Here is a 24001-nt window from a genome sequence, read left to right as displayed (position 1 = left end):
GGTCCTCCAAGCATGCATCAAGACGGAAGATTGTTCAACAATCCGAGGTGGTCAGAACTCCCCGTCGTTGCCCAGGCCGCCGAAAAAGCCGTCCCCGCCGCCGGCGCCGAAGTCGCCCTCGCCGAACAGGCCGTCCAGCAGGCCGCCTCCGGAGAGCGCCTCCCCGCCCTGGGCCACCGAATCGCCCAGTCCCGAGGCCGCATCGCCGAGGCCGGACACGGAGTCGCCGAGCCCGCCGGCGGCTTCGCCCAGCCCGTCGCCCAGGCCATCGGCCGCCCCGGCCAGGCCCTCGCCGATCCCGGAGAACCCGTCGAGCAGTGGTCCGGCGATGGCGCTGCCGATGAACCCGCCGGCCACCCCGGCCAGCAGGCCGGCGCCAATGGCGCCTGCGGCCCCGGCCGCCAGTCCGCCGAACCCGCGGCCGGAACCGCGCGATGCGCCGTTCCCCCCACCGAGCAGGCGTTCCATGAAGCCCGGCTGGGCCATCTCGGCCCGGGTAGCCGAGCGCGCCAGGTCCTCCGGTTGGTTCGAGCGCGGGCGCTCACCTGCCGGCAACTCGTCGCCTAGCCCGGCCTGCAGGGCATCGCGTTGGGCGGGGGTCAGGCGGGCAAAAGCCTCGGCATGCGCGCGTTCCATGTCCTCGGGCGGGGCCGTGCGCAGCATGTACTTGTACTTGGCGATGGCCGCGGCGTCCTCGTCGGCCACAGGCGCCCCGGAGCCCGGCGCGGGCGCCGCCCCGGAACGCGCCACAGAACCCGATGCTGGTGAACCCGATGCCGGTGCACCCTGCCGGTCGGCGTTCCCGGGCCGGTGCCCGCCATGGGGTGGGGCGGGGCGCTGGCTCTGCCGCTCGGCCAGCTGCTCGCGCAGGTACTGCCCGGCCATCTGCTTGCCCTTGTTGGCGAGTTTGTTGAACATGCCCATGGTGGTACTTCCTCACGTCGTGCCAGTGGTACGGCGCGTGACGTCACGCCTGCCCTACCCAACTCCCGGGCGTGGTAGCCGGTTCCCCGCTTGGCCCAGAGCGTAAAACGAGCCGCAGCGGCCCGTTTGCCAGTGTGCGTTCAGGTCGTGTTGCTAGCCTCAACGGGATTCGAATACCTCAGGAGGTAGCACGTGAACAAGAAGAAGATGCTGGCCGCACTGGCACTGGTGGGCTCGCTCTCCCTGGTCACTGCCTGCGGCAGCGGCGGAAGCGACGAGGCTGCCGGCTCGTCCCAGGCGGCCTCCTCGCAGTCTGGGAGCCAGCAGGCGGCCCCGTCGCCCGATCTGGAGGGCGTCCCCGACGTGGTGGCCACGGTCAACGGGCACGACATCACGAAGGACGAGTTCGCGCAGCTCTACAAGAGCCAGTTCCAGAACGCGGCCATGCAGGCGCAGATGTCGGGCCAGGACATGTCCGACCAGACGCAGCTGAAGAAGCAGGCCGCCGAGGCGATGGTCGGTTCCGAACTGCTGATGCAGCATGCCGAAAAGGCGGGCCTGAAGGCCAGCAAGGCAGACCTCGATGAGGCGCTCGGCGACGCCGCCAAGCAGAACCAGATGAGCAGCAAGGAATTCCTCGCCGCAGTCGAGAAGCAGGGGATGGACCGCAAGGCCGTCGACAAGGCGCTGAAGCAGCAGGTGGAGATCGGCAACTTCGTCGAGAAGGAAGCCGGGCCGTTCACCGCCAGCGAGAAGGAGCTCAAGGCCGCCTACCAGCAGGCCAAGGACGCCCAGTCCCAGCAGGGAGGCGCCAGCGGATCGGCCCCGGCGATGCCGAAGTTCAAGGACGTCAAGCCCCAGATCAAGGAGCAGATCGTCGAGCGGAAGAAGGCCCAGGCGGCGGACGCGCTGGCCCAGAAGCTGCGCAAGGACGCCGACGTCAAGATCAACCTCTAGCGCCAGCCCCTCGGGCGCACGCCGGCGTGGTCTCCGGGCCGGGTGCCGCCCGGACCGGTGATGCTGGCAGACTGGGGCCGTGGACATGCAGATCCTGGTCACCGTTATCGCCGGCCTGTTGCTGGTTGTCTCCGTCGTCGGCACGGTCTACCCCGTGCTGCCCGGCAGCCTGCTGGCCATCGTGACGCTGCTGGGGTGGGCCTGGATCCTGGGCAGCCCGGCAGCCTGGACCTGCGCCGGCATCGGCATGGGCCTGGCCCTCGCGGGGTGGTCCGCCTCGGCGGTGCTGACCGGTCGAACGCTCCGGCGCCAGCGGATCCCGCGCGGCACCATTCTGGTGGCCGTGGCCGCCGGGATCGCGGGCATGTTCCTGATCCCGGTCGTGGGGCTCTTCGTCGGGTTCGGCCTCGGGCTGCTGCTGGCGGAATATGCACGACGCCGGGACCTGAAGTCTGCACTGCGCGCCAGCGCCGCAACACTGAAGTCCACCGGGCTCGGCATCCTGGTCGAGTTCGGCTGCGCGGCCCTCGCGGGATCGGTTTGGACGATCGGTGTCATCTGGCACTTCGCGAGCCGCTGACGCGCGCGAGGCCGGTTCGCCACTCCCCGCACCGAGTTGACCCGGGCGACGGCCCGCGGCGTGCGACACACACTGCTGTGAGATTGGCCGCTTGGCGGCTGCTTCCCCTGTCCCGGCCCGGGATACCGGCGTATTTTGGTTGTAAGAGAAAGTTTTCACGCGGTCAGGGTGGGTCACCAGAAGGAGTGTCGTCATGCGCGCAGCGCCAGCACGTCAGCGTCTCGGGTCGGGCAAGGTCATGCACCTGGGCGAGGACATCATGTTGGCCCGCCATGGGGACCGCATCGCCGAACTGCGCCAGGACCGCAAGCACGACATCACCATCGCCCGGCTGCAGGGCGGCCGGACCGACTGGGTCTCGAACAAGCTGGTCGACATGACCCCGCGCATCACCGATTCGCCGGTTGCCCGCATGGGCCGCCTGGCCGATGACTTCAAGGCCGACAAGCTCTCCATCAAGCGCGACGAGGCACGTTTCCTCGCCAAGATCGGCGCCGTCTGGGGTGGCGTTGTCGTGGCGCTGGGTGGCGGCATCCTCTGGATGACCTACAACACCGCCAACCCTGAACTGTTGCAGGTCATGATGACCACCCCGGGCTTCTAGGCCCGGTCCGCTCCGGAGGGCGGTAGAGGCGTCGCACCCCGTGGCCTCGGCCGGAGGAGACGCCGCCGCCGGGCCGCCCCGGCGATCCGCACCCAGGGCGCTTCCTCGGGCCAGTGCAGAAAGATCGTGTGGAAGCCCCTCCGCAGTCGAAGCAGGCGCTGCCCGTCCGTGAAGGGACGCATCGATATCCCCACCCTCATGCTGCGGCAGAAGCCGATCCGGTGGCGGGAGCCCAGATGGAAGGAGAGGTCCACGTCATCGTGGACCAGCCAGTCCGCCAGGTGCAGCTCGTTGCGCACTTCCAGCCAGGCGTTCCGTCGGAAGGCCATGTTGGACCCGAACAGCGGGACGTGGCCCAGGGCGAGGCCGGTCAGGAAGTAGTAGGGGACCAGATAGACCAGCAGGGCCGGTCGACGCAGGAGGGTGGGTCCGTCGTTGAAATGGGCGGGACCGGTGAGGGCTTCCAGCAGGGGATCGGCGGCAAAGGCGCGGGCCGCCGCTGCGATGCTGCCCGGATCGGGTACCGAGTCCGCGTCGAGCCGGAGGATGACCGAACCGGTGGCGTGGTCGTAGCCGGTGGAACTTGCGGTTCCGATCCCGATGCGTGGTTCTGCGATGACACAGGCCCCGAACGCGCGGGCCACGGCGGCGCTGTCGTCGGTGGAGGCGTTGTCCACGACGATCACTTCATGGGCTGGGGGATCCTGCCGGTTGACGGCCTCCAGGCACTGGCGGAGCTTCGGCGCATCGTCCTTGACCGGGATGACGACGCTGACCGTCGGAAGCTGCGCGGGGAGCCGGTACGGAATGCTCATCTTTCCTGCCGGCCCTGCTGCGCGTGACCGCTGTGCTGGCGGAGCCGCCCCCGGCCGCGTCCCACGCGGAACCACAGGGTGCCAGCGGCCAATGACCCCAGGGCGCCGGCTGCCATGTCAGCGACGGTGTCGTCGTAGCCAACATGGACCGCAGGGTCGATGACAGTGTGTCCGAACCACTCGAGCATCTCCCAGGCAGCTCCGGTCGCCAGGCCGAAGACGACCGTCAAGCCAACCAGCGCCTGGCATTCCCTCCGATCATGCCCGTCCGGCAGGGCCCCTGCACGTTGGACGAGGATGACGGATAGGAGTGCCACCAGTCCGCCGAGCGCGCCATGGACGAGCTTGTCCCAGCCGGGCACGCTTTCGTAGAGGTCGGCCACGTTGCTCCACGCGGCGACAAGCGCGACGGCACCCGTGGCGGTGTCCAGTGCGCCGGGAAGGGCGAGTGCCCGGGGAATGAGTGTTGCGAGCAAGGCGAGCATGAAGACGGCCACCTGGATCCACCCCCAGCCCAAGCCGGCCGCAATGACGCTGGCCGCCGCGAGCAGGCGGACCGCATCGGCCAGTCGACAGGTGGCCGATTCAGGGCGCCGGAGGAAGGCAGCGATGAGCGCGTTCATGCGCGGCCCGCTCCTTCCGCACCGGGCGGTGCCGGCTCCCAGCGCAGGACGGCGTGCACGGGTTCGTGGTCGGACACCGCGCGGCCGCCGAACCGGACCGGGTTCACCCCTGCCGCTTCCACGGTCGTCCCCGGGGAAACCAGGATCCAATCCAGCCGCCGGTCCTCGGCGCGGGGCGCCCGGTACCGGGTGTAGGTGCCGCAGTCGATGCCGATAGCCTGCCGGGCCAGGCTGAAGGTGTCTTCCAGCACCGTGCCATCGGCCAGGGTGCGGTGCAGGGCGGAGCCGGCATCGTCGTTGAAGTCGCCCATGAGTACGGTGGGGCCGTCGATTTCCGCTGCCCGTTCGTGCAGGAGCCGCGCTGATTCGGCGCGGGAACTGCGACTGAGGTGGTCCAATTGCGTGACCATGACGGTGAGGGGCAGCCCCGTATGCAGGTCCCGGAGACGGGTTTCGACGACTAGCCGCGGCAGCAGGTTGCCGAAGGAGCGCGATCCCGGTTCATCGGGACGGGCCGAGAGCCACCAGGTACGCGATGACTCTGGCAGCAGGCGCGTGGCGTCCGCATGCACCTCGCAGCGTTCCCCTCCACGGGTTGCCGACCGTCCGCTGCCGAGGCGGGCGTAATCCGGGCCCAGCATGGTGCGGATCTGCTCCGACTGGTCGGGCATGACCTCTTGGAGTCCCAGCAGCGCGGGGGCCTCGGCGGTGAGCAGGCGTCGGAGCAACGGCCTGCGGCGGTTCCATCGGTCGGCGGCAGGCGGCCGCCAAGCCGGCATCCGGCGCCGGATGTTCAGGGTCATGACATGCAGATCCGGGGCCTCGACTGGCCCCACGAGCGGTTGCTCGGCGGCTTCGGGATCGAAAGACCTGAGCGGCACCAGCACGGCGACTCCAAGGTGGCGGCGGAAACGATGACGGCAGAAGCAACGCTATCAGCCCCTGACGGCAGTGCGGTGGCGCCCTGAGTGCCGTCGGCGCGGTCGGTCAGGCGCGTCCGGCCAGCAGGCCCCGCAGCAGGGCATCCAGCCCGTAGGAGAAGGCGTCCTGGGCCGCGTCGTGGCCGGTGGCACGTTGGCTGTCGACGGCAGCGGAGAATGCCGGGACCTCATCGGCCACGGAGCGCACCTCGAAGATGTCCTTCGGAGCGACGGCATCCATGGCGGAGCCGAAGATGAAGGATTCCAGCGCCACGATCGCGGGGATGATGCGTGGTCCGTCCCAGCCGGCCCGGGCGAAGCCGGCCGCCACCTCCTCGTACATCTGCAGCGTGCGCGGGGAACCGGAGACCTGGAGAACGGCGATGACCGGCACCAGGGGGGTGTGCCGGGCGAAGACGTCGCGGTAGGAGACCGCCCAGCTGCGCAGCGCCTCCTCCAATGGCCGGGTAGCGAATCCCGAGCAGTCGACACCGTCCATCACCAGGTCCTGGATGAGCTGGAGCAGTTCCTGCTTGGACTCCACGTGGTTGTAGAGCGCGGACGCCGAGACTCCCAGGGTGCGGGCCAGCGCGGACATGGTGAGGGCGTCATACCCCTTCTCGCCGACCAGGTCCAGGGCCGCGGTCCCGATCTTCGATCGGCTGAGCAGCTCTCCCCGGGGCCTGCCTGCCTTCCGCCGAGGTGCCGCCGGGGTCTTAGCAGCCCCCGCTGAGGTTTCCACAGAAAACTCCTTGCCGTGTGCCACTTCACATTCCCGTGCTTTAGTCCTACCATCATTCTAATAAATGAACTTCATTCATTTAAGTTTGAACGGATAGAAAGCAGGGCCATCCCCATGGCAACCATCGAACGCGACGTCGTCGTCATCGGCGCCGGCCCCTCGGGTCTCACCGCGGCACACGAACTCACCAAAGCCGGCCGGACGGTCGCGGTACTCGAGGCCCGTGGCCGTGTCGGGGGCCGCACCTGGACGGACGAGATCCACGGGGCGACCCTCGAACTGGGCGGGCAATGGATCTCCCCAGACCAGACGGGCCTCTACGAACTCATCGGCGAACTGGGCATCGGCACCTACCCGCGCTACCGCGACGGCGCCTCCGTCTTTATTGCCGCCGACGGCACCCGCACCGAATACAGCGGGGCAGACTTCCCGATCGACGCCGAAGCCGTCGCCGAGACCGACCGGCTGATCGCCGAAATGGATCGGCTGGCCGCCGAAATCGACCCCGACAAACCCTGGGAACATCCCCGTGCGCGGGAACTGGACACCATCTCGTTCCACCACTGGCTGCGCAACCTCTCGGGCAACGAGGAAGCCTGCACCAACATCGGGCTGTTCATCGCCGGCGGCATGCTGACCAAACCGGCCCACGCCTTCTCCGCCCTGCAGGCGCTGCTCATGGCAGCCTCGGCCGGATCATTCTCGAACCTCGTCGATGAGGACTTCATCCTCGACCGCCGCATCAAGGGCACCATGCAGGGGGTTTCGAAGGCGCTGGCTGCGCGATTGGGTGATGCTGTGCATCTGGAGAACCCGGTCCTGCGGCTCCAATGGCACGACGACGGCGTCACCGCCCACGGTGCCACGGTCACCGTGAAGGCGAAAAAGGCCATCCTGGCCGTGCCGCCGAACCTGTACTCGCGGATTTCCTACGAACCGCCGATGCCGCGGCGCCAGCACGTGACCCACCAGCACCAGTCCATGGGCCTGGTCATCAAGGTCCATGCCGTCTATCCGACGCCGTTCTGGCGGGACAAGGGGCTCTCCGGCACCGGTTTCAGCCCCTCGCGCAACGTTCAGGAGGTCTACGACAATACGTTGGACGGGGATTCGCGCGGCACCCTCGTCGGTTTCGTCTCGGACGAGAAGGCCGACGCCCTGTACGCCCTCGGCGACGAGGCCCGCCGCGAGGCCATCCTCTCCGACTTGGCCGCCTTCCTCGGTGAGGAGGCGTTGGAACCCGACGTGTACTTCGAATCGGACTTCGGCGCGGAGGAGTGGACCCGCGGGGCCTACGCCACCAGCTACGACCTGGGCGGCCTGCACCGCTTCGGGCCCGAACAGCACGAGTCCGTCGGGCCCATCCACTTCAGCTCCTCCGACCTCGCCGGCGAGGGCTACCAGCACGTTGACGGCGCAGTGCGGATGGGCAAGCGCACCGCTGCCCGCATCGACGCGGCCCTCGGGGAGCGCTGAGGCATGCGCTACATCGTCGGCTACACCGCAGACGCCCGCGGCGCCGAGGCCGTCCGGCTCGCGCTCGCCCTCGGCGGGGACCTGACCGGAGGCGGGGAAGAGACGCATCTGGACCTCGCCATGATCCTGCCCGAGCACACCCCCTTCAGCGCGACCTACCCCGGCGGCGACCACGGCTACCGCAGCATCATCGCCGAGCAGGTCGACGCCTGGGCCGCCGAGGCCCTGCAACTGGTCCCCTCCGGCGTCTCCGCGCGGGCCGTGGTCCGCAGCGCCGCCTCGGAAGCCGAGGGGCTGGATGACCTCGCACGGGAATCCGGTGCCGGGCTCATCGTGATCGGTGGCCGGCAAGGCAAGCTGGCCGCGCGCATGGGCCCCGGCTCGGTCGCCACCGCCCTGCTGCACTCCGCCTCCACCCCGGTGGCCATGGCGCCCGTCGGCGACGGCGGCGCCATCCCGCACGGCCTGGAACGTGTCACCGCCTTCGTCGGCACCCGCCCCGGTGCCCTCGCCGTCGTCGAGACGGCCGCAGTGGCCGCCCGGCGGCGGGGAGCCCAGCTGCGCATTGTCTCGTTGCTGGGCCAGGATGGCGGCGATGAGGCCCAGCTGTCCGCCCGGCGGGCCGAGCTGCAGGGCCACGTGGAAGCCGTCGTCAACGAGGCCGGGATCTACGCCGAAACGGTCGTGGCCGAGGGCCGGAACATCGAAAAAGGCGTACAAGCGCTGCCCTGGCAGCGCGACGAGGTGGCGGTCGTCGGCTCGAGCCGGTTGGCCCACCGCGGACGCCTTTTCCTGGGCGCCACCGCGCAACGCATGCTGCGCACCCTGACCGTCCCCCTGGTCGTCGTCCCGCGCGACCACCAGCCGCCGTCCCCCACCGGGCAATAGGAGAACATCATGACGCACATCGAATCCGGCGGCCCCGAAGGCCGCCTCGCCGTGGACCAGACCGGGGGGCTGGGGGAGAAGGGGCTGAGCAAGGGAGCCGTCGGGGTGCTCGGCGCCGTGGTCATTGGCGTCTCCTGCATCGCCCCGGCCTATACGCTCACCGCCGCCCTCGGCCCGACCGTCGCCGAGGTCGGCACCCACCTTCCTGCCATCTTCATCGCCGGGTTCATCCCCATGCTGCTCGTGGCCTTGGGGTACCGCGAGCTGAACAGCGCGATGCCCGACTCCGGGACATCCTTCACCTGGGCCACCCGCGCCTTCGGCCCCTGGATCGGTTGGATGGGCGGCTGGGGACTGATCGCCGCCACCATCATCGTCCTGTCGAACCTAGCCGCAGTCGCCGTCGACTTCTTCTACCTCATGCTCGCGCAGATCACCGGGCGGCCGGAACTGGCCGACCTGACCGACGTGCTGTGGCTGAACATCGCCACGACCCTGGTGTTCATCGCCGGAGCCTGCTGGATCTCCTACCGGGGGATCGAGACCACGAAGTCCTTCCAGTACGTGCTCGTCGCCTTCCAGCTCCTGGTGTTGGGCTGGTTCGCGATCGCCGCGTTCTCCCATGTGGTCAACGGATCCGCCTTCGACGCCACCCCGATCAGTTGGGAATGGTTCAACCCCTTCGACGTCGGCTCGCTCACCGGCTTCGCGGCCGGGGTCTCGCTGTCCATCTTCATCTTCTGGGGCTGGGACGTCACCCTGACGATGAACGAGGAGACCAAGGACCCGGACAAGGTCCCGGGCCGGGCGGCCACCCTGACCGTGCTGGTCATCATGGCCATCTACATGGTCGTCTCGCTCTCGGTCATCTCCTTCGCGGGCGTCGGCGACACCGGGCTGGGAGCCGGGAACCCCGACAACCAGGAGTCGATCTTCGCGGTCCTGGCCGGCCCGGTGATGGGCCCGTTCGCGATCCTGATGTCGCTGGCCATCCTGTCCTCGTCCGCCGCGTCGCTGCAGTCCACCTTCGTCTCCCCCGCCCGGACGATCCTGGCCATGGGCTACTACAAGGCGCTGCCTCCGGGGTATGGCAAGGTCTCGCCCCGCTTCAAATCGCCGTCCACCGCGACGATCACCGCCGGCGTCGCGGCGGCTGCCTTTTATGTCATCACCCGGACGTTGTCCGAGAACGCCCTGTGGGACACGATCACCGCGCTGGGCATGATGATCTGCTTCTACTACGGCGTCACGGCGCTGGCTTGCGTCTGGTACTTCCGCCGCGAGCTGTTTACTAGCGCCCGGTCCGCGGCCTTCAGGTTGCTGGCCCCGTTGCTCGGCGGCATCATCCTGCTCGTCATGTTCGTCAAGACCGCGGTGGACTCGATGGATCCCGACTACGGCTCGGGAAGCAACATCGCCGGGCTGGGCATGGTGTTCATCCTCGGTGTCTCGGTCCTGGTGCTCGGGGTGGTCGTCATGTTCTACATGCGCTGGCGCCACCCGGCCTACTTCCGGGGCGGCACGCTGACCCGCCGGACGTAGCGGCAGCCGAGGCACATCCTCCGCCTACCCATCCCGGGTCTCCTGGTAGGCGGAGAGGGCGCGACGGCGGGACTCACCCAGGTCCTCGATCGGCTCCGGGTACCCGGGAAGCAGGGCCGCGGGTGCCCAGCGGCTGACGTAGGCCCCGTCCGCGTCGAACCGCCGCGCCTGGGTTTGCGGGTTGAAGATCCTGAAGAACGGGGAGGCATCGGCCCCCGATCCGGCGACCCACTGCCAGTTCGCCGGGTTGGAGGCCTCGTCGGCGTCGACCAGGGTCTCCCAGAACCACTGTTCACCCACCCGCCAATGGATGCCCATGTTCTTGGTCAGGAAGCTGGCGACCAGCATGCGGACCCGGTTGTGCATCCATCCGGTCTCCCAGAGCTCGCGCATGCCGGCGTCGACCAGCGGGACGCCGGTGGCCCCGGCCTTCCAGGCGTCGACTGGCTCGGTTGCGGCGGCCAAAGCCTGATCCGGGGGCGGGAGGGTTCCGTACAAGGCCTTCGGTGTCTGGTTTCCGGGCTGGTCCGGCCAACGCCAGGGGAAACGGTCGAAGCCAGGTCTGATATTCTCCATTGCCAGGTCCGGATGGTGGTACAGCAGATGCCAGCAGAACTCCCGCCACCCCAGCTGCCGCAGGAACGCCTGCGTGCCGGGGTGGGCGGCGGCAGCGCCTGAGGACAGGGCATGCCAGAGCTGGAACGGGCTGATGTGGCCCCACCGCAGATAAGGCGAGAGGCGACTCGTGCCGCGGATCCCCGGAACGTCGTGGCTGTCTGTGTAGTCCCGGATCGTCTCCGCGATGAAGTCTTGGAGCATCCTCCAGGCCGCGTCCTCTCCCGGGGTCCAGTGGTCCCCCAGCTTCGCTGCCCAGTCCGGTGTGGTGTCCACGAGCCCCCAGCTGTGCAGGTCATCGCTGTCGGTGGGGCTCTCCGGACGGCGGGCATCGTGGCCGGGCCGTTCCGGTGGATGCAGGGGATGCCGGATGTCCATCTGGCGGAGCCGGTTCCACATCGGCGTGAAGACGCGGTAGTGGCCGCCCTGGCCGGTCTGCAGGTTCCAGGGCTCGTGCAACAGCGTTGCCTGGAAGCTCTCGGCGTGGACACCGGCAGCCTGGAGGTCCGCTTTGGCCTGGGCATCGACCGTGCGTTCCGCATGCCCGTATCTGCGGTTCCAGTACACCGCGCCGGCATCGGCGTCTTGGACCACCGTGACGATCTCCCGGGCGCCGGGCCCCCTGCGCAGGACCAGTTCGATGCCGAGCTTGGCGAGGCCACTCCCCAGATCACCGAGTGCCTGGTGGAGCCACCATCGGGCGGCACCGCCGAGGGGCCGGAGTCCGGGGGACGCCTCGTCCAGGATGTAGACCGCTACGGCAGGGCCGTCGGCGATGGCGGCCAGGAGTGCGGGGTTGTCGGCAATGCGCAGGTCATCGCGGAACCAGATGATGGCGGTCATCGGATCGCCACGTACCAGATGAGCAGCAGGGTGACCACGAACCCGGTGGCGTAGTTCAGCCACAAAAAGCGCTTCCAACCCCGGTTGGCCGCCCCCGATCCGGCATCGTCCAGGCGTAGGAACGGCAGCACGTTGGCCACGTAGGGCAGGGCGAGCAGCGCAGCCAGCGGGCCGGGCCACGCGCTGCCGAGCATGAGTAGTCCGGCCCCGCAGTACGCAGCGACGGCCGCAGCCACGGTCGCGCGGGCTCCCAGCACGGTCCCCACGGAGCCCAGCCCGGTCTCGCGATCGGGCACGATGTCCTGCACCGCACCGAAGGCATGGCTGGCCATTCCCCAGAGGAAGTAGGCGGCCACGAGGCACCAGAGGCCGGCGGAGAACTCGGCTCCGCCGAGCAGCAGGCCGTACACGGCAGGGGAGACGAAATGGGTGCTCGAGGTGGCCGAATCAAGGAACGGGCGTTCCTTGAAGCGCAGCCGCGGTGCGCTGTATGCAACAACGGCGGCCAGCGAGACCAGCAAAGCGATGTTGGCCGCCAGCGTGCCTTGGGTGGACAGGACAATGGCGAACGGAACGACGGTGATCCCCGACGTCCACAGGATGCCACGGTGGCGCGACCGGTCGACGACGGCTCCTTCTGCCCCGCCCTTGCGGGGATTGCGGAGATCGGACTCGTAGTCGAAAACATCGTTGATGCCGTACATGGCCAGGTTGTACGGGAAGAGGAAGAAGACCGTGCCGACGACCAGCACCCAGGAGATCCCGCCGGTGGAAAGGAGATAGGCCGCGGCAAAGGGGTAGGCGGTGTTGACCCACGAGACGGGTCGAGAGGTCAGCAGCAGGTCGGTCATCGATCCTCCGGGTCGTGGGATGGTTCCTTCGCGCCGTCACCCGTGAGGAGCAGCCATGCGGCGGGAAGCAGGATGGCCGCACCCAACGGGTAGGCGAAGTCACCCAGCGGGGCCAACCCGACTAGCGGCCCGGCCAGGGTCGCCTCCGCATAGGTGAACAAGCCCACGCCGATCATGATGTTGTCGAAGACGGCGGTCAGCAGGAGCATCCCGCTGGCGGCCGCGCCCAGGGCGGCCAGGGTCCGGCGGCGCAGCCGGCCGCTGAGGGCCGCGGCGAGCAGGGGCAGCAGGGCAAGACCGACGAAAGCGAAATTCAGCGAGGCATATGCGCTCATCGGGCGTCCTCCTGGGCGGGGGCTGGGCCTGTCGCACGGGTCCCGGCCTGTCCCACGGGTTTCCGCCGGAACCAGGCCAGGACCCCGGTGAATAGGACCATCGTCTGGTAGACGAGGAACAGCAGGAATACCGGCTCCTCCAGGGGCAATTCGGGGCCCAGCATGATGCCAGTCATCAGCGGCGATTCCCGGTGCAGGAAGATCCCCGCCGCGATGGCGAAGAGGTCCCAGCTCAGGAAGTAGCCGAGTCCGAGCGCCGTCACGAGGGTCGCGGCGAGGGGGCGGGCCCAGAAGAAGAGCCGGAACCTGGCATCGAGCAGTGCCATGCATCCCAGCAGGGCGAGCAGGATCAGCAGATAGGCCATCAGGCATCAGTCCTGGCGGGTTCGGGGAGGCGTCCGGTCCTGCGGTCTCCACGGACCGCCTTGAGCACCAGCTCGGCGCTGATCAGGCACATCGGCACACCGATTCCGGGGCGGACGGAGCTTCCGGCGTAGAGCAGCCCGTCGACCCGTCGGCTGCGGATTCCGGGCCGCAGGAAGGCGCTCTGCCACAGGGTGTGGGCCGCACCCAAGGCGCTGCCCTGCCAGGCGTTGACGTCGTGCGCGAAGTCGCCGGGGCCGAAGGTGCGGCGGATGGCGATGCGCGCGCGCAGGTCGGCCACGCCGGACCAGTCCGCGAGCTGGTCGATGGCGGCGTCTGCGGCGGCCTCGACGCGGGCCGCCCCGCTTCCGTCGACGCCACCGGTGCCCCAGGCAGGCTCGGCGGGCGCGGGAACGAGGATGAAGAGGTTCTCGTCCCCGGCGGGGGCCACGCCCGGGTCAGTGGCACTGGGACGGCAGACGTAGATGGAGGTCTCGGCGGCCAGGTCCCCGCCGGAGCGGATACGCCCGAAGTTGTCCCGCCAGTCGGCGGTGAACAGCAGGTTGTGGTGCGCGAGTTCGTCGAGCCGGCCGCGGATGCCCAGGCAGACGAGCACCGCGCTGGGGCCGGGGTCGCGACGGGCCCAGACCCGTTCCGGGTGCGTGCTGTGCTCCGTCGGCAGGAGCGTCGTCTCCACGTGGTGCAGGTCGGCTGCGGCGACCACCAGATCGGCGGTGAGCGAACGGGCGGTCCCGTCGGGGCCGGTGTATTCCACGCCGCGGACGGTTCCGCGGCTCCGGCGGCCGCCCAGAGACCACCGAGGTGCGGGGCCGCCGTCGACCGTGTCGATGCCCGTCACCGTCGACGACGTGCGGATGTCCACCCCCGCCCGGCGCACCGTGTCCTCCAGTGCGTCGACGAGCGCGGCGAATCCACCGAGCGGGTAGAGGACGCCGTCCGCGAGGTCCAGGTGGCTCATCAGGTGGTACATGGCCGGCGCGTGGAAGGGATCCGTGCCGAGGAAGACCGCCGGATAGCCGAGCAATTGGCGCTGCCGCGGATCGCGGAACCTGCGCCCGACGAAGCGGTCCAGCGAGGTGCCGAGCAGCACCGCCATGCGGGCCCCCCGGCGCAGCACGGCAGGATGGAGCAGTCCGCGCTTGCTCTCGAAGTCGTCGTAGAGGAAATGCTCCTTGGCCAGCTCATAGGTCTGTGCCGCCGAGTCGAGGTACTTCTCCAGCTGGAGCCCGGACCCGGGGTCCATGGCCTCGAAGGTTGCCCGGGCCGTTGCCCGCCCCGAGTGGATGTCGACGGGGTCCTCGTGGCCCTGGAACCACGTCCGGTAGGCGGGGGCCAGCGGGACCAGGTCCAGCTGCTCTGCGGCGCTGGTGCCCATCAGGCGGAACCAGTGGTCGATGACTTCCGGCATGAGATACCAGGACGGCCCGGTGTCGAAGTGGAAGCCATCGGCCGCATGCCGGCCAGCCCGGCCCCCGAGGCCTGCCCCCCGTTCCAGCAGTGTCACGTTGTGCCCGTCGCGGGCCAGCAGTCCGGCGCTGGCCAATCCGGCGATGCCGCCTCCGATGACGGTGATGCGCGCCATCAGGCGGTCTCGGCGTCGCGGGTGGATCGGGTCGTGACGACGCGCAGCAGGATGACTGCCTTGCCGGGGCCGCTCAGTCGTACGCGATGGCGAAGCAGGTGGCTGACCGGTACGGAATCCAACTGTTCGACCAGCGCCGAGAAAAGACCGTGCGCCAGCGAGACGGCACGCCGGGCGCCCGGGGCCAGGAAGACCATGCCCTGCCCGGCGGCGGCCAGCTCCGCGCGGATCTCCGCGACCAGTGCGGTTTTCGCCGCGTCGTCGAAGGCACCGTCGCCCAGGTAGCGCCGGCCGAGTTCGTCCTGGTCGGCGGCCAGGTCGCGTAGGAAGTTGACCTTTTGGAAGGCCGAGCCGAGGCTGCGTGCCGCAGCCTCCAACTCGTCGTCGTGCCCCGGCACTGCACCGGGCATGGCCCGGAAGACGCGCAGGCACATGAGGCCGACGACCTCGGCAGAACCATAGATGTAGCGATCCAGCGAGGTCCCGTCGTGGCGGGCGATGGTCAGGTCGGCCCGCATCGACTCGAAGAACGGCCCCGTCAGGTCCTGGCCGATGCCGAAGAGCCGGGAGGTGGAGGCAAAGGCGTGGACGACCATGTTGGTGCTGTACCCGGTGGCGAGTGCCGTGTCGACTTCCTGCTCGAGCCGGTCCAGTTGCGCCCCGACGGCCGCCGCATCGAGTCCGGCGGCCGCCGCCGCGCCGTCCACCGCCTCGTCCGCGACGCGGACCAGCGCGTAGATGTTCTCCACATGCCGCCGGGCCGCCGGGCCCAGCAGGCGGCAGGCCATCCCAAAGGACGTCGAATACCGGGAGATGACGACGCCGGCGCTGCGGCTGGCCGTGTCGGAATACCGGGTGAGGGGGCTGGGGTCCAGGCTCATTTGGTGCGCTCCAGGATGAAGGTGCAGACGTCGGCCAGGTCGTCGGCCAGGGTGGTTTCCGGGGCCAGGTCGGTGGCCTCGGCGAGGGCATGGCGGACCAATCGGTGGGCCAGCCGCCGGGCAGCGTCCTCCGCACCGGCGGTCTTCAGGGCTGCGCGCACGTCCTCGATGCCCACTTCGCCGCGGTGGTAGGCGGAGTGGGCAGCAACGTAGGCGGCGTCGTGGGCGGCGAAGGCGCCGAGGATCGTCTTCTTGTCTGCACGCAGGTCCGACTCGATCGACTTGCCCGTTTGCGCTGGATCCCCGAAGGTTCCCAGGACGTCGTCGATGACCTGGTAGGCGATGCCGAGGGTCCGGCCGATGGATCCCATCCTTTCGGCGGTCCGCTCCGGGGTGCCGGCGAGGACGGCGCCGGCGCGCAGCGGGGCTTCGAAGGAGTAGGAGGCCGTCTTGAGCCGTTCCATGTCCAGCACCTGGTCCATGTCGATGTCCAGTCCGCCCAGCGAGTACACGAGGTCGTCCAGTTCGCCAGCGGCTGCCGCCAACACGGCGGCGTTCATGACGTCCAGGATGTCTTCCGTGGTTCCCGTGGCCGCCCCGGCCCGCGCGGCGAGCCGTAGAGAGCCCGCCAGCAGGATGTCCCCGCCGATGAGGGCAGCCGCATTCCCGACATGATCGGCCTCGGCCCCGGCATGCCCCAGATCCAGCGCATCCTTCCGGTACAAGGCGCCCACGGTGGGCCGGCCCCGGCGAACGAGGTCCCGGTCGATGACATCGTCGTGGATCAGCAGTGCCGAATGCAGCATCTCGAAGGCCGCACCCAGGGTGGCTGCCGCGTCTCGGTTGCCGCCGCCGAAGACTCCATAGGCCAGCAGGACCAGGCGGGGCCGCGTCAGTTTGCCCCCGTCGAGGCTCTCGTCCAGACGATCCCAGAGCTGGGCGAAACGCGAGTTGTCCGCGCCGGCGTGGCCCAGGGCGGCTCGAGCCTCCGTCTCCAGCACGCGGCGGACGCAGCGCCGGAAGTCGTTCCACTCCTCCTCCGGGGCGGGAGAGGCCGCCACGTGGCCTTCCGTGCCGACGCCCACGGGGTCGGCCGTCCGCTTGACAGCGGCCATTGGGGCGGGGGCATTGGAGCGTTGGCTCATGTCGGTGTCCCTTCGGCGGCGGAGGCCATGGCATCGATGCGTTCCTGCATAGATACCACAACCCCGTCCAGGTAGGTGGTCACTGCATGTTGTCCGGCGTCATCCATTCCCCGGACCAGGGCGTCCGTGGCCAAGATCATGGGCATGAGCTGAGCCATGGCCTCCTGGACGGAGGATTCGGTGGGTTCCACCACGATGCGCCGACGGTCCGATGGGTGGGGGAGGCGGCGGACATGTCCGGCCCTCACCAGCCGGTCGATCACGCTGGTGACCGCCGCGGTCGTTAGGTGGAGTTGCGCGGCCAGTTCCGACGGCGTCGTCGGACCCGCTTGGAGCAGATGCTGCATGGCCTGGAAGTCGGTCTCATTGGTCTTGAGGTGTAGGCGCATCCGGTATTCGACGGTGTCGTTGAGCACCAGGATCTTCCGCAGGAGCAGCGACGCCGGATGCATGGCGGGCCGGCCACCGCGTGTTGGAGTGCTGTCGTCCATTGTTCTCCACCAAATATTGATAATCAGATAATCTAGCTACATACTGGTGCATAGCACCGTAAATGTCGAGTCCTCAGCGGACGCGACGGATCAGCACGGAGTCTCGATGATGGGAAAGACCACGCATACCAGCGAGGACCCGCGCCGCGCGTCCCGGACCGCCCCCTGGTTCTACGCCGCCACGGTGGCAGTCGCCGTGGCCGGGGCGTTCCTCGGCAGCGGGGCGATCGGCGGAACCCCTATCCAAGATGCGGCCGGAGGCTGGTTGTCTGCCGACGGCACCGTGCTCGCGCCCGGTACGGGTGCCTTCTCGATCTGGAGCGTCATCTACACCGGGTTGGTCGTCCATGCGGTGATCCAGCTGCTGCCCGCATGGCGCGGATCGGGTCTCCAACGCCGCCTGCGGCCGTGGGCGGGCGCGTCGGCGCTGTTGAACGCCGCGTGGATCTGGGTAGTGCAGTGGGGCCAGCTCCTGCTCAGCGTCGTTGTCATCGCCGTCCTGTTGGCGGTCCTCGCGCGGACCTTCATCCTCTTCCTGCGCACGCCGACGAACGGGCGGACGGAGCGGCTGGTCGTGGGCATCACGTTCGGCCTGTACCTCGGCTGGGTGAGCGTGGCGACGGTCGCCAACACCTCCGCCCTGCTGGCCTCCTGGGGAGCTCAGGCCTCCGACGGAGCAACCGTGGTCGTGGCCGCTGCCGTGCTGGCCGTCGCGGCCGCGATCGGCATCACGCTCGCCGCTGCCACCGGTGGGCGCCTGGCCCCGGCGGCGGCTCTGGCCTGGGGGCTGGCCTGGATCGCCGTCGGCCGGCTGGATGGGGGCACGCAGTCGGTCCCGATCGCCTGGGCCGCCGGCGCCGCCGCGGGGCTGGTCGTCGCGGGAACGCTGCTCTACCGGATCCGGGAGGCCCGGGTACCGAGGCACCAGCTGGCCGGCGACCGCGACGGGGCCACCCGTTGAGCCGCGTGGCCGTGGCGGGGGCGACCGGCTACGTCGGTGGGCGGCTGGTACCGCGCTTGCTGGAGGCCGGCCATGACGTCCGGGTGCTCACCCGCAGCCCGGGCAAGCTCCGCGACGTCCCCTGGGGCCAGCGCGTCGAGGTCGTCGAGGGAACCCTGGAGGAGGAGTCCGCGGCCCGGGCACTCGTGGAGGGCGTCGACGTCGTGTTCTACCTGGTCCACTCCATGGGGGGGCCGGGGGATTTCGAACGGACCGAGCGCTTGTGCGCCCTGCAGCTGGGCTCGGCTGCGCGGGCTGCCGGGGTGGGGCGGATCGTCTACCTGTCGGGCCTGCACCCCGAGGGCGAGCTGAGCCGCCACCTGGCCTCCCGGACGGAGGTGGGGCGCATCCTGGAGCACACGGGCGTGCCGACGCTCGTGCTGCAAGCCGGACTGCTCATCGGGTCCGGTTCGGCGAGCTTCGAGATGATCCGCCACCTCACCGACGTCCTGCCGGTGATGCCGGCCCCGCGCTGGGTGCTGAACCGGATCCAGCCCATCGCCGTTCGCGATGCCTTGCACTACCTGCTGGCCGCCGTCGACCTGCCCGCCGGCACTGCCGGGACCTTCGACATCGGGGGACCGGACGTCCTGACCTACGCGCAGATGATGCGTGGCTACGCCGCAGCCGCGGGTCTGCGCCTACCGGTCGTTCTGGCCCTGCCGGTGCTCACGCCCTGGCTTGCGGGGCAATGGGTCAACCTGGTGACGCCCATCCCGCGCGGCCTGGCGCTGCCCCTGGTCGAATCGCTGCAACATGACTGCGTCATGCGCGACCGGTCCATTGAGGGTCTCATCCCTCCGCCGGCCGGTGGCCTGACCAGCTACCGCCGCTCGGTCGAGCTTGCGCTGCTGAAAATCGAGGCAGACGCGGTCGAGACGTCCTGGGCGACCTCCCGAGACACGGCGGAGCCGGCGGAGCCGTTGCCCAGCGACCCCGACTGGTCGGGACGCACGGTCTTCACCGACGTGCGGGAACGGACAACGACGGCGGAACCCGATCGCGTCTGGAAGGTCATCGAGGGCATCGGCGGGGACAACGGGTGGTACTCGATGCCGCTGGCCTGGTCGGTGCGCGGCTGGATGGACAAGCTCGGAGGAGGGGTCGGCCTGCGCCGTGGCCGCAGGAGCCTCAGCTCACTGCAGCTGAACGACGTCGTCGACTGGTGGCGTGTCGAGGCGTTGGAGCCGGGCCGGTTGCTCCGGCTACGCGCCGAGATGAAGGTGCCGGGCGGTGCATGGCTGGAATTGAGGGTTGATCCCGATGGCTCCGGCAGCGTCTACCGCCAACGGGCCATCTTCTTTCCCCGCGGGCTCGCCGGTCGGCTCTACTGGATGGCGGTGCTGCCCTTCCACGGCGTCATCTTCCGCAGCATGGCCGAGCGCATCACCCGCGCGGCCCAGGATGCCTAGCCCTGGCCGGAGAGCAGCCCGGTGGTGCGGTACGGGATGACCTCACGCAGGAACATCGTCGTGGACGTCCTGGTGATGCCGGGGCAAAAGCGGATGACCTCGCTGACCCGGTAGAGGTCGTCAGGGTCCGAGGCAACGACGCGGATTAGCAGGTCTGTGTCGCCGGCCGGTGCAAAGCACTCGAGGACCTCGGGAATCTGGCTCAACGCTGCGATGGCCTCGTCGAGCATCGACTGATCCAGTTCCGCGGAGACCGAGGCGGCCACGCCGCGCCCGAGGGCTGCGGGCGTCACCCGGCTGCTGTTCGGGCGCAATGCGCCGGAAGCGGCCAGCTTCTCGAGACGGGACTGCACCGTGCCGCGGGCCAGGCCCAGGCGTTGGGCCAGCATCATGATCGGGATGCGCGGGTCCTGGTCCATGGCGGCGAGGATGCGGCGGTCCGTGGCATCGAGTTGGTACGACTCGGGTGTCACCGGGGCTCCTTTGCTGGGGTGTTGCGAACAATGTCGGCGTGGACCCGGTCAAAGTGACCAACGTCCTCAATGCAGCAGACTCAAGAATAGTCAATTTGACCAGCGTCATTCAAGCGGGTTGCGCGTTCTGACCGGTCAGTGATCTATTGATGTTCGGAACTGAACAGTGTCACGGGCATTGCGACGTTTGGTTGACGGATTGGCGGCGACACCCCGGCCGACGGTGCGGCACGGCCCATAAGGCCCGCAACCAACAGCTAGCTACGAGTATGGCCCGCGGAATCCCGCCAGGGGAATTCCGCGGGCCATCGTGACGCCAGACGAATGGGCCGCCCGGTGCAGCATGTTGTCCCCATGTGCCGTGAATGGCTGGAAACGTGCCCTAACTCGCGATAACTTCTAGACATGAGATTCATGCGTCTGGAAGACGTCGCCGAAGAGCTGAGCGTGAACATGCCCCAGGTGCGCTCCCTGGTACGCAGCGGCGAACTCCCGGCCATCAAGGTCGGCGGACGCGGCGTATGGCGCGTGGAACGCACGGAGCTCGAGGCCTACATCGAGCGGCAGTACACCGCCACCCGCGAAGGGCTCAAGCAGGACGACGGCGCGGCCCATGACGGCGGACGCTAACCGCAGGGTCTTGCCGGCCTCGCTTCCCACCTCCATCCAGACGCCCGAGGTGCTCGTTGACCTCGACATCCTCCACCGGAACATCGATGCACTGGGCCGCGTCGTCTCGGCGCGCGGTCAGCGGCTGCGCCCCCATGCCAAGACGCACAAGAGCCCTCAGATCGCTGCCATGCAGTTGGCAGCCGGTGCCTGCGGGCTCACTGTCGCGACCGTGGGGGAAGCCGAGGTCTTCGCGAACGCCGGTGTGGACGACCTGTTCATCGCCTATCCGCTGTGGGTCAGCGAACCGATGGCGCCGAGATTAGCCGCGCTGGCTCGCAGGGTCACGCTGCGCATCGGCGTAGATTCCGTCGAAGGAGCCCGCAATATAGTCGCCCGGCTGGGCCCCGACGCGGCCGCGCTGGCCGTGATGATCGAACTCGACAGCGGCCACCACCGCAGTGGAACCGTTCCGGAACACGCGCTGGAGATCGCGCGCACCGCACGGCAGGGCGGACTCCACGTCGCCGGGATCTTCACCTTCCCCGGACACAGCTACGAACCCGGCGCCTCCGCCGGTGCCGTCCAGGACGAGTCCCGCGTCCTGGACGAAGCGGCCCGCTCGCTGCGGGCAGCCGGCTTCACCGACCTCGAACTCAGCGGCGGGTCGACCCCAACGGCGCACACCACGGCAGCGGGCGCGGCCACGGAGGTCAGGCCCGGCGTCTACGTCTTCAACGACGCCCAGCAGTTGGAGATGGGCCATTGTGCGGTCGCGGACATTGCCCTGACCGTAGCCTCGACGGTCGTGAGCCGGCGTCCGCATCCCGACGGCGGTGGCCGGGTGGTACTCGACGCCGGGAGCAAGGTCCTGGGCAGCGACCGGCCCGCCTGGGCCAGCGGCTTCGCCCGCATCAGGGGATGCCCCGAAGCCCGCGTCACCGCCCTGTCGGAACACCACGGCACCGTTGAATTCCCTGCCGGTGGGCACCTGCCAGGCCTCGGTGACATCCTGCAGGTGATCCCCAACCACGTCTGCCTCGTACCGAACCTCGTGGACGCGGTGACGGTGGTCCAACGCGAGGACTCCGGCGCGGAGGCCGAAGGGACCTACCGCATCGTCGACCGGTGGACGGTGGCCGCCCGCGGCCAGAACAGCTGAGGGCCCCGACGCCGGTTTTGTGCTGCGGCATTGAAGTGCGTTAAGCTGTCGCACGTGGTATCCGCGGGTGGCAACATCCGCACGGGGCTTTAGCTCAGTTGGTAGAGCGTTTCGTTCGCAATGAAAAGGTCAGGGGTTCGATTCCCCTAAGCTCCACACGATCCGAGTCCAAGCGGAGCCGACGCTCCAGCGTGGACTCGTTTTTCTTTCCGACGTCGAACGGCCACCGAACGGTACGACGTCAGGGGGACAGGTCGGACCCGTCCGTGGAAGCACGGTTTCGGATCGCCACATGTTCCCTGGTTCGCCCGCAGTGGAATTTTCCACGAAACGCGCCCCGCTGTCCTATCCTTGCGGGGCATACATCAACAACATGAGGAGCACAACCATGGCCCAGGACTACGACGAAGCCCGCCCCGACGTCGCTGAGCGCAGCGAGGAAACCCTCAAGCGCGTCAAGGAGATGGATGCCCCGAACGCCCGCACCGTCGTCGAGGAACTCGACGAAGGCGAAGCCCTCGACGGGCCCGAACTGCCCGGCGCCATTGTCGACGACGAGCTCATCGTCCGCGTGCTGCCGCAGGCCGCCGACGAATTCACCTGCGGTTCCTGCTTCCTGGTCCGCCACCGCTCGCAGCTCGCCCGCGAGAAGGACGGCGTGAAGTACTGCCGCGACTGCGAAGCGTAGACACCAGCTCCTGGGCAGGCGGCGGCCACCGCCTGCACTGATCCTCCCGGCGGATGCCGGGCTGGGTCATCCGGCGTCCTTGTTCAGCGAATGAGGGCGCCGTTAGTCATTTCCGGCCGGATGGTTCCTCCGGTGCGCGGGCCCGCGGTGACGCAACGCGTCGCGTTGCCGCGATGCCGCACCCTAGGATGGGCCGTGGGTGCGACGAAGCCCACACCACCTGGCGGAGGGAGCCAATCCGGCATGCACAGCGAGGCCTACATCTACGACGCCGTGCGGACCCCGCGCGGCCGCGGCCGCCACGGCGCCCTGCACGGGACCAAGCCCATCTCGCTGGTCACCGGACTCATCGACGCGCTGCGCGAACGCAACCCCGGCCTCGACGAGTCCCGCATCGACGACCTCATCCTCGGCGTCGTCACGCCCATCGGCGACCAAGGGGCCGACATCGCCCGCATCGCCGCGATCGCGGCCGGCCTGCCGAAGACCGTGGGCGGATTCCAGCTCAACCGCTTCTGCGCCTCCGGACTGGAGGCGGCCAACCTGGCCGCCGCCAAGATCCGCTCCGGATGGGAACACCTCGTCATCGCCGGCGGCGTCGAATCAATGTCGCGGGTCCCCATCGGTTCCGACGGCGGTGCCTGGGCCTTTGACCCCGCCACCAGCTTCGATACCTCCTATGTCCCGCAGGGCATCAGTGCCGACCTCATCGCCACCACCGAGGGCTTCAGCCGCCACGCCGTCGACGCGTTTGCCCTCCGGTCCCAGCAGCGCGCCGCCGCGGCCTGGGACAACGGCCACTTCGCCCGCTCCATCGTCCCGGTCCGCGACCAGAACGGGCTCGTGGTCCTGGACCACGACGAGCACATCCGCCGCGGCACCACCGCCGATGCGCTGGCCGGCCTCCATCCCGCTTTCGCGGCCATGGGCCAGGACGGCGGATTCGACGCCATCGCCCTGGAAAAATACCACTGGGTCCCGGAGATCGACCACGTCCATACCGGCGGGAACTCCTCGGGTATCGTCGACGGGGCCGCCCTGGTCCTGGTCGGCTCCGAAACGGTCGGCCGGGACCTCGGCCTCGTCCCGCGCGCCCGCATCGTGGCCGCTGCCGTCTCCGGGGCGGACCCAACCATCATGCTCACCGGCCCGACGCCGGCCACCCGCAAGGTCCTGGCCACCGCCGGACTCTCCGCAGCGGACATCGACCTGTGGGAGATCAACGAGGCCTTCGCCTCCGTCGCCCTGAAGTACCAGCGCGACTTCGACATCCCCGACGACCGGCTCAACGTCCACGGAGGGGCCATCGCCATGGGCCACCCCCTCGGCGCCACCGGCGCGATGATCCTGGGGACCATGGTCGACGAACTCGAACGCACCGGGCTCTCCCGTGCCGTGGTCACGCTGTGCATCGGCGGCGGCATGGGCGTGGCAACGCTGATCGAACGCGTCTGAGACC

Annotated in this window: 26 protein-coding genes and 1 tRNA gene; 13 read left to right on the top strand and 14 right to left on the bottom strand. The window is 69.1% G+C overall.

Annotated features, from left to right (window positions below; genetic code table 11):
- Positions 1-51 precede the first annotated feature (51 nt).
- Complete coding sequence (locus AB8M85_RS04045) at positions 52-924, bottom strand: hypothetical protein (protein ID WP_372697471.1); 873 nt, start codon at positions 922-924, stop codon at positions 52-54.
- Between the two features lie 192 nt (positions 925-1116).
- Between AB8M85_RS04045 and AB8M85_RS04040 the strand changes: the two genes are divergently transcribed.
- From AB8M85_RS04040 to AB8M85_RS04030, 3 genes are all read left to right on the top strand, one after another.
- The gene (locus tag AB8M85_RS04040; protein WP_372697470.1) at positions 1117-1881 is read left to right on the top strand and encodes a SurA N-terminal domain-containing protein; all 765 of its coding nucleotides are present in this window, start codon (positions 1117-1119) and stop codon (positions 1879-1881) included.
- Between the two features lie 79 nt (positions 1882-1960).
- Complete coding sequence (locus AB8M85_RS04035; RefSeq protein ID WP_372697469.1) at positions 1961-2461, top strand: DUF456 domain-containing protein; 501 nt, start codon at positions 1961-1963, stop codon at positions 2459-2461.
- 193 nt (positions 2462-2654) lie between these two features.
- Positions 2655-3065 carry a hypothetical protein gene (locus AB8M85_RS04030; RefSeq protein ID WP_372697468.1) on the top strand — a complete coding sequence of 137 codons (411 nt, stop codon included), beginning with the start codon at positions 2655-2657 and terminating at the stop codon, positions 3063-3065.
- On the opposite strand, the gene AB8M85_RS04025 is transcribed toward AB8M85_RS04030, so the two are convergent.
- The 4 genes from AB8M85_RS04025 to AB8M85_RS04010 form a co-directional block, all read right to left on the bottom strand.
- A complete protein-coding gene (locus tag AB8M85_RS04025) occupies positions 3062-3880 on the bottom strand; it encodes a glycosyltransferase family 2 protein (protein ID WP_372697467.1) in 819 nt (272 codons plus the stop codon). The two genes, AB8M85_RS04030 and AB8M85_RS04025, sit on opposite strands and share 4 nt — an antisense overlap.
- A complete protein-coding gene (locus AB8M85_RS04020; RefSeq protein ID WP_372697466.1) occupies positions 3877-4503 on the bottom strand; it encodes a hypothetical protein in 627 nt (208 codons plus the stop codon). The genes AB8M85_RS04025 and AB8M85_RS04020 overlap by 4 nt, the downstream gene beginning before the upstream one ends.
- Positions 4500-5390, bottom strand: coding sequence for an endonuclease/exonuclease/phosphatase family protein (locus AB8M85_RS04015; protein WP_372697465.1), 891 nt, complete (start codon positions 5388-5390; stop codon positions 4500-4502). The genes AB8M85_RS04020 and AB8M85_RS04015 overlap by 4 nt, the downstream gene beginning before the upstream one ends.
- A 100-nt stretch (positions 5391-5490) precedes the next feature.
- A complete protein-coding gene (locus AB8M85_RS04010; protein ID WP_372697464.1) occupies positions 5491-6165 on the bottom strand; it encodes a TetR/AcrR family transcriptional regulator in 675 nt (224 codons plus the stop codon).
- A 114-nt stretch (positions 6166-6279) separates the two neighbouring features.
- Here AB8M85_RS04010 and AB8M85_RS04005 point away from each other — a divergent pair, with 114 nt between their 5' ends.
- The 3 genes from AB8M85_RS04005 to AB8M85_RS03995 are packed head-to-tail and all read left to right on the top strand — an operon-like array spanning position 6280 to position 10071.
- Positions 6280-7641 (top strand): flavin monoamine oxidase family protein, encoded by a 1362-nt coding sequence (locus AB8M85_RS04005; RefSeq protein WP_372697463.1) that lies wholly within the window; start codon positions 6280-6282, stop codon positions 7639-7641.
- A 3-nt stretch (positions 7642-7644) separates the two neighbouring features.
- Complete coding sequence (locus AB8M85_RS04000) at positions 7645-8529, top strand: universal stress protein (RefSeq protein WP_372697462.1); 885 nt, start codon at positions 7645-7647, stop codon at positions 8527-8529.
- A 9-nt stretch (positions 8530-8538) separates the two neighbouring features.
- Entirely contained in the window at positions 8539-10071 is a 1533-nt protein-coding gene (locus tag AB8M85_RS03995; protein WP_372697461.1) for an APC family permease, read from the top strand.
- A gap of 24 nt (positions 10072-10095) precedes the next feature.
- On the opposite strand, the gene AB8M85_RS03990 is transcribed toward AB8M85_RS03995, so the two are convergent.
- From AB8M85_RS03990 to AB8M85_RS03955, 8 genes are read right to left on the bottom strand one after another with little or no spacing between them, the layout of a single operon-like run.
- Entirely contained in the window at positions 10096-11529 is a 1434-nt protein-coding gene (locus tag AB8M85_RS03990; RefSeq protein ID WP_372697460.1) for a deoxyribodipyrimidine photo-lyase, read from the bottom strand.
- On the bottom strand, positions 11526-12380 hold the full coding sequence (locus AB8M85_RS03985) for a prenyltransferase (RefSeq protein WP_372697459.1): 855 nt from the start codon (positions 12378-12380) through the stop codon (positions 11526-11528). Before AB8M85_RS03985 ends, AB8M85_RS03990 begins: the two co-directional genes overlap by 4 nt.
- Positions 12377-12715, bottom strand: a complete 339-nt coding sequence (locus AB8M85_RS03980) for a lycopene cyclase domain-containing protein (RefSeq protein WP_372697458.1) — start codon at positions 12713-12715, stop codon at positions 12377-12379. The genes AB8M85_RS03985 and AB8M85_RS03980 overlap by 4 nt, the downstream gene beginning before the upstream one ends.
- Positions 12712-13080, bottom strand: coding sequence for a lycopene cyclase domain-containing protein (locus tag AB8M85_RS03975; protein WP_372697457.1), 369 nt, complete (start codon positions 13078-13080; stop codon positions 12712-12714). Before AB8M85_RS03975 ends, AB8M85_RS03980 begins: the two co-directional genes overlap by 4 nt.
- Positions 13080-14681 carry a phytoene desaturase family protein gene (crtI, locus tag AB8M85_RS03970; protein ID WP_372697456.1) on the bottom strand — a complete coding sequence of 534 codons (1602 nt, stop codon included), beginning with the start codon at positions 14679-14681 and terminating at the stop codon, positions 13080-13082. The genes AB8M85_RS03975 and crtI overlap by 1 nt, the downstream gene beginning before the upstream one ends.
- Positions 14681-15562, bottom strand: coding sequence for a phytoene/squalene synthase family protein (locus tag AB8M85_RS03965; RefSeq protein ID WP_372697455.1), 882 nt, complete (start codon positions 15560-15562; stop codon positions 14681-14683). The genes crtI and AB8M85_RS03965 overlap by 1 nt, the downstream gene beginning before the upstream one ends.
- Positions 15559-16707 (bottom strand): polyprenyl synthetase family protein, encoded by a 1149-nt coding sequence (locus tag AB8M85_RS03960; RefSeq protein WP_372697454.1) that lies wholly within the window; start codon positions 16705-16707, stop codon positions 15559-15561. Before AB8M85_RS03960 ends, AB8M85_RS03965 begins: the two co-directional genes overlap by 4 nt.
- Entirely contained in the window at positions 16704-17198 is a 495-nt protein-coding gene (locus AB8M85_RS03955) for a MarR family winged helix-turn-helix transcriptional regulator (RefSeq protein WP_372697453.1), read from the bottom strand. The genes AB8M85_RS03960 and AB8M85_RS03955 overlap by 4 nt, the downstream gene beginning before the upstream one ends.
- 106 nt (positions 17199-17304) lie before the next feature.
- Between AB8M85_RS03955 and AB8M85_RS03950 the strand changes: the two genes are divergently transcribed.
- Both AB8M85_RS03950 and AB8M85_RS03945 read left to right on the top strand, forming a co-directional pair.
- Positions 17305-18159, top strand: a complete 855-nt coding sequence (locus tag AB8M85_RS03950) for a tryptophan-rich sensory protein (RefSeq protein WP_372697452.1) — start codon at positions 17305-17307, stop codon at positions 18157-18159.
- On the top strand, positions 18156-19610 hold the full coding sequence (locus AB8M85_RS03945; protein WP_372697451.1) for an SDR family oxidoreductase: 1455 nt from the start codon (positions 18156-18158) through the stop codon (positions 19608-19610). Before AB8M85_RS03950 ends, AB8M85_RS03945 begins: the two co-directional genes overlap by 4 nt.
- Here AB8M85_RS03945 and AB8M85_RS03940 read toward each other — a convergent pair.
- Entirely contained in the window at positions 19607-20083 is a 477-nt protein-coding gene (locus tag AB8M85_RS03940) for an Lrp/AsnC family transcriptional regulator (RefSeq protein ID WP_372697450.1), read from the bottom strand. The two genes, AB8M85_RS03945 and AB8M85_RS03940, sit on opposite strands and share 4 nt — an antisense overlap.
- A 414-nt stretch (positions 20084-20497) precedes the next feature.
- Here AB8M85_RS03940 and AB8M85_RS03935 point away from each other — a divergent pair, with 414 nt between their 5' ends.
- The 5 genes from AB8M85_RS03935 (at position 20498) to AB8M85_RS03915 (ending at position 23997) form a co-directional block, all read left to right on the top strand.
- Complete coding sequence (locus AB8M85_RS03935) at positions 20498-20713, top strand: helix-turn-helix domain-containing protein (RefSeq protein WP_372697714.1); 216 nt, start codon at positions 20498-20500, stop codon at positions 20711-20713.
- Positions 20697-21854: an alanine racemase gene (locus tag AB8M85_RS03930; protein WP_372697449.1), complete on the top strand. Its 1158-nt coding sequence runs from the start codon at positions 20697-20699 to the stop codon at positions 21852-21854. Before AB8M85_RS03935 ends, AB8M85_RS03930 begins: the two co-directional genes overlap by 17 nt.
- Before the next feature lie 83 nt (positions 21855-21937).
- A tRNA-Ala gene (locus AB8M85_RS03925) sits at positions 21938-22010 on the top strand.
- Between the two features lie 232 nt (positions 22011-22242).
- A complete protein-coding gene (locus AB8M85_RS03920) occupies positions 22243-22542 on the top strand; it encodes a DUF4193 domain-containing protein (RefSeq protein ID WP_372697713.1) in 300 nt (99 codons plus the stop codon).
- 243 nt (positions 22543-22785) lie between these two features.
- On the top strand, positions 22786-23997 hold the full coding sequence (locus AB8M85_RS03915; RefSeq protein WP_372697448.1) for an acetyl-CoA C-acetyltransferase: 1212 nt from the start codon (positions 22786-22788) through the stop codon (positions 23995-23997).
- The last annotated feature ends 4 nt before the right edge of the window (positions 23998-24001 follow it).

This window comes from Arthrobacter sp. JSM 101049, from assembly GCF_041679245.1.
Classification (GTDB): domain Bacteria; phylum Actinomycetota; class Actinomycetes; order Actinomycetales; family Micrococcaceae; genus Arthrobacter_H.
Note: the sequence above shows the minus strand (reverse complement) of the source record. Positions and strands in the feature narration are given on the sequence as shown.

Excerpts from the sequence above, each read along its gene's own strand:
- AB8M85_RS04045 (WP_372697471.1), bottom strand. The coding sequence starts at position 924 with ATGGGCATGTTCAACAAACTCGCCAACAAGGGCAAGCAGATGGCCGGG.
- AB8M85_RS04030 (WP_372697468.1), top strand. The coding sequence starts at position 2,655 with ATGCGCGCAGCGCCAGCACGTCAGCGTCTCGGGTCGGGCAAGGTCATG.
- AB8M85_RS04025 (WP_372697467.1), bottom strand. The coding sequence starts at position 3,880 with ATGAGCATTCCGTACCGGCTCCCCGCGCAGCTTCCGACGGTCAGCGTC.
- AB8M85_RS04020 (WP_372697466.1), bottom strand. The coding sequence starts at position 4,503 with ATGAACGCGCTCATCGCTGCCTTCCTCCGGCGCCCTGAATCGGCCACC.
- AB8M85_RS04005 (WP_372697463.1), top strand. The coding sequence starts at position 6,280 with ATGGCAACCATCGAACGCGACGTCGTCGTCATCGGCGCCGGCCCCTCG.
- AB8M85_RS04000 (WP_372697462.1), top strand. The coding sequence starts at position 7,645 with ATGCGCTACATCGTCGGCTACACCGCAGACGCCCGCGGCGCCGAGGCC.
- AB8M85_RS03995 (WP_372697461.1), top strand. The coding sequence starts at position 8,539 with ATGACGCACATCGAATCCGGCGGCCCCGAAGGCCGCCTCGCCGTGGAC.
- AB8M85_RS03990 (WP_372697460.1), bottom strand. The coding sequence starts at position 11,529 with ATGACCGCCATCATCTGGTTCCGCGATGACCTGCGCATTGCCGACAAC.
- AB8M85_RS03985 (WP_372697459.1), bottom strand. The coding sequence starts at position 12,380 with ATGACCGACCTGCTGCTGACCTCTCGACCCGTCTCGTGGGTCAACACC.
- AB8M85_RS03980 (WP_372697458.1), bottom strand. The coding sequence starts at position 12,715 with ATGAGCGCATATGCCTCGCTGAATTTCGCTTTCGTCGGTCTTGCCCTG.
- AB8M85_RS03975 (WP_372697457.1), bottom strand. The coding sequence starts at position 13,080 with ATGGCCTATCTGCTGATCCTGCTCGCCCTGCTGGGATGCATGGCACTG.
- crtI (WP_372697456.1), bottom strand. The coding sequence starts at position 14,681 with ATGGCGCGCATCACCGTCATCGGAGGCGGCATCGCCGGATTGGCCAGC.
- AB8M85_RS03965 (WP_372697455.1), bottom strand. The coding sequence starts at position 15,562 with ATGAGCCTGGACCCCAGCCCCCTCACCCGGTATTCCGACACGGCCAGC.
- AB8M85_RS03960 (WP_372697454.1), bottom strand. The coding sequence starts at position 16,707 with ATGAGCCAACGCTCCAATGCCCCCGCCCCAATGGCCGCTGTCAAGCGG.
- AB8M85_RS03955 (WP_372697453.1), bottom strand. The coding sequence starts at position 17,198 with ATGGACGACAGCACTCCAACACGCGGTGGCCGGCCCGCCATGCATCCG.
- AB8M85_RS03950 (WP_372697452.1), top strand. The coding sequence starts at position 17,305 with ATGATGGGAAAGACCACGCATACCAGCGAGGACCCGCGCCGCGCGTCC.
- AB8M85_RS03935 (WP_372697714.1), top strand. The coding sequence starts at position 20,498 with ATGCGTCTGGAAGACGTCGCCGAAGAGCTGAGCGTGAACATGCCCCAG.
- AB8M85_RS03930 (WP_372697449.1), top strand. The coding sequence starts at position 20,697 with ATGACGGCGGACGCTAACCGCAGGGTCTTGCCGGCCTCGCTTCCCACC.
- AB8M85_RS03920 (WP_372697713.1), top strand. The coding sequence starts at position 22,243 with ATGGCCCAGGACTACGACGAAGCCCGCCCCGACGTCGCTGAGCGCAGC.
- AB8M85_RS03915 (WP_372697448.1), top strand. The coding sequence starts at position 22,786 with ATGCACAGCGAGGCCTACATCTACGACGCCGTGCGGACCCCGCGCGGC.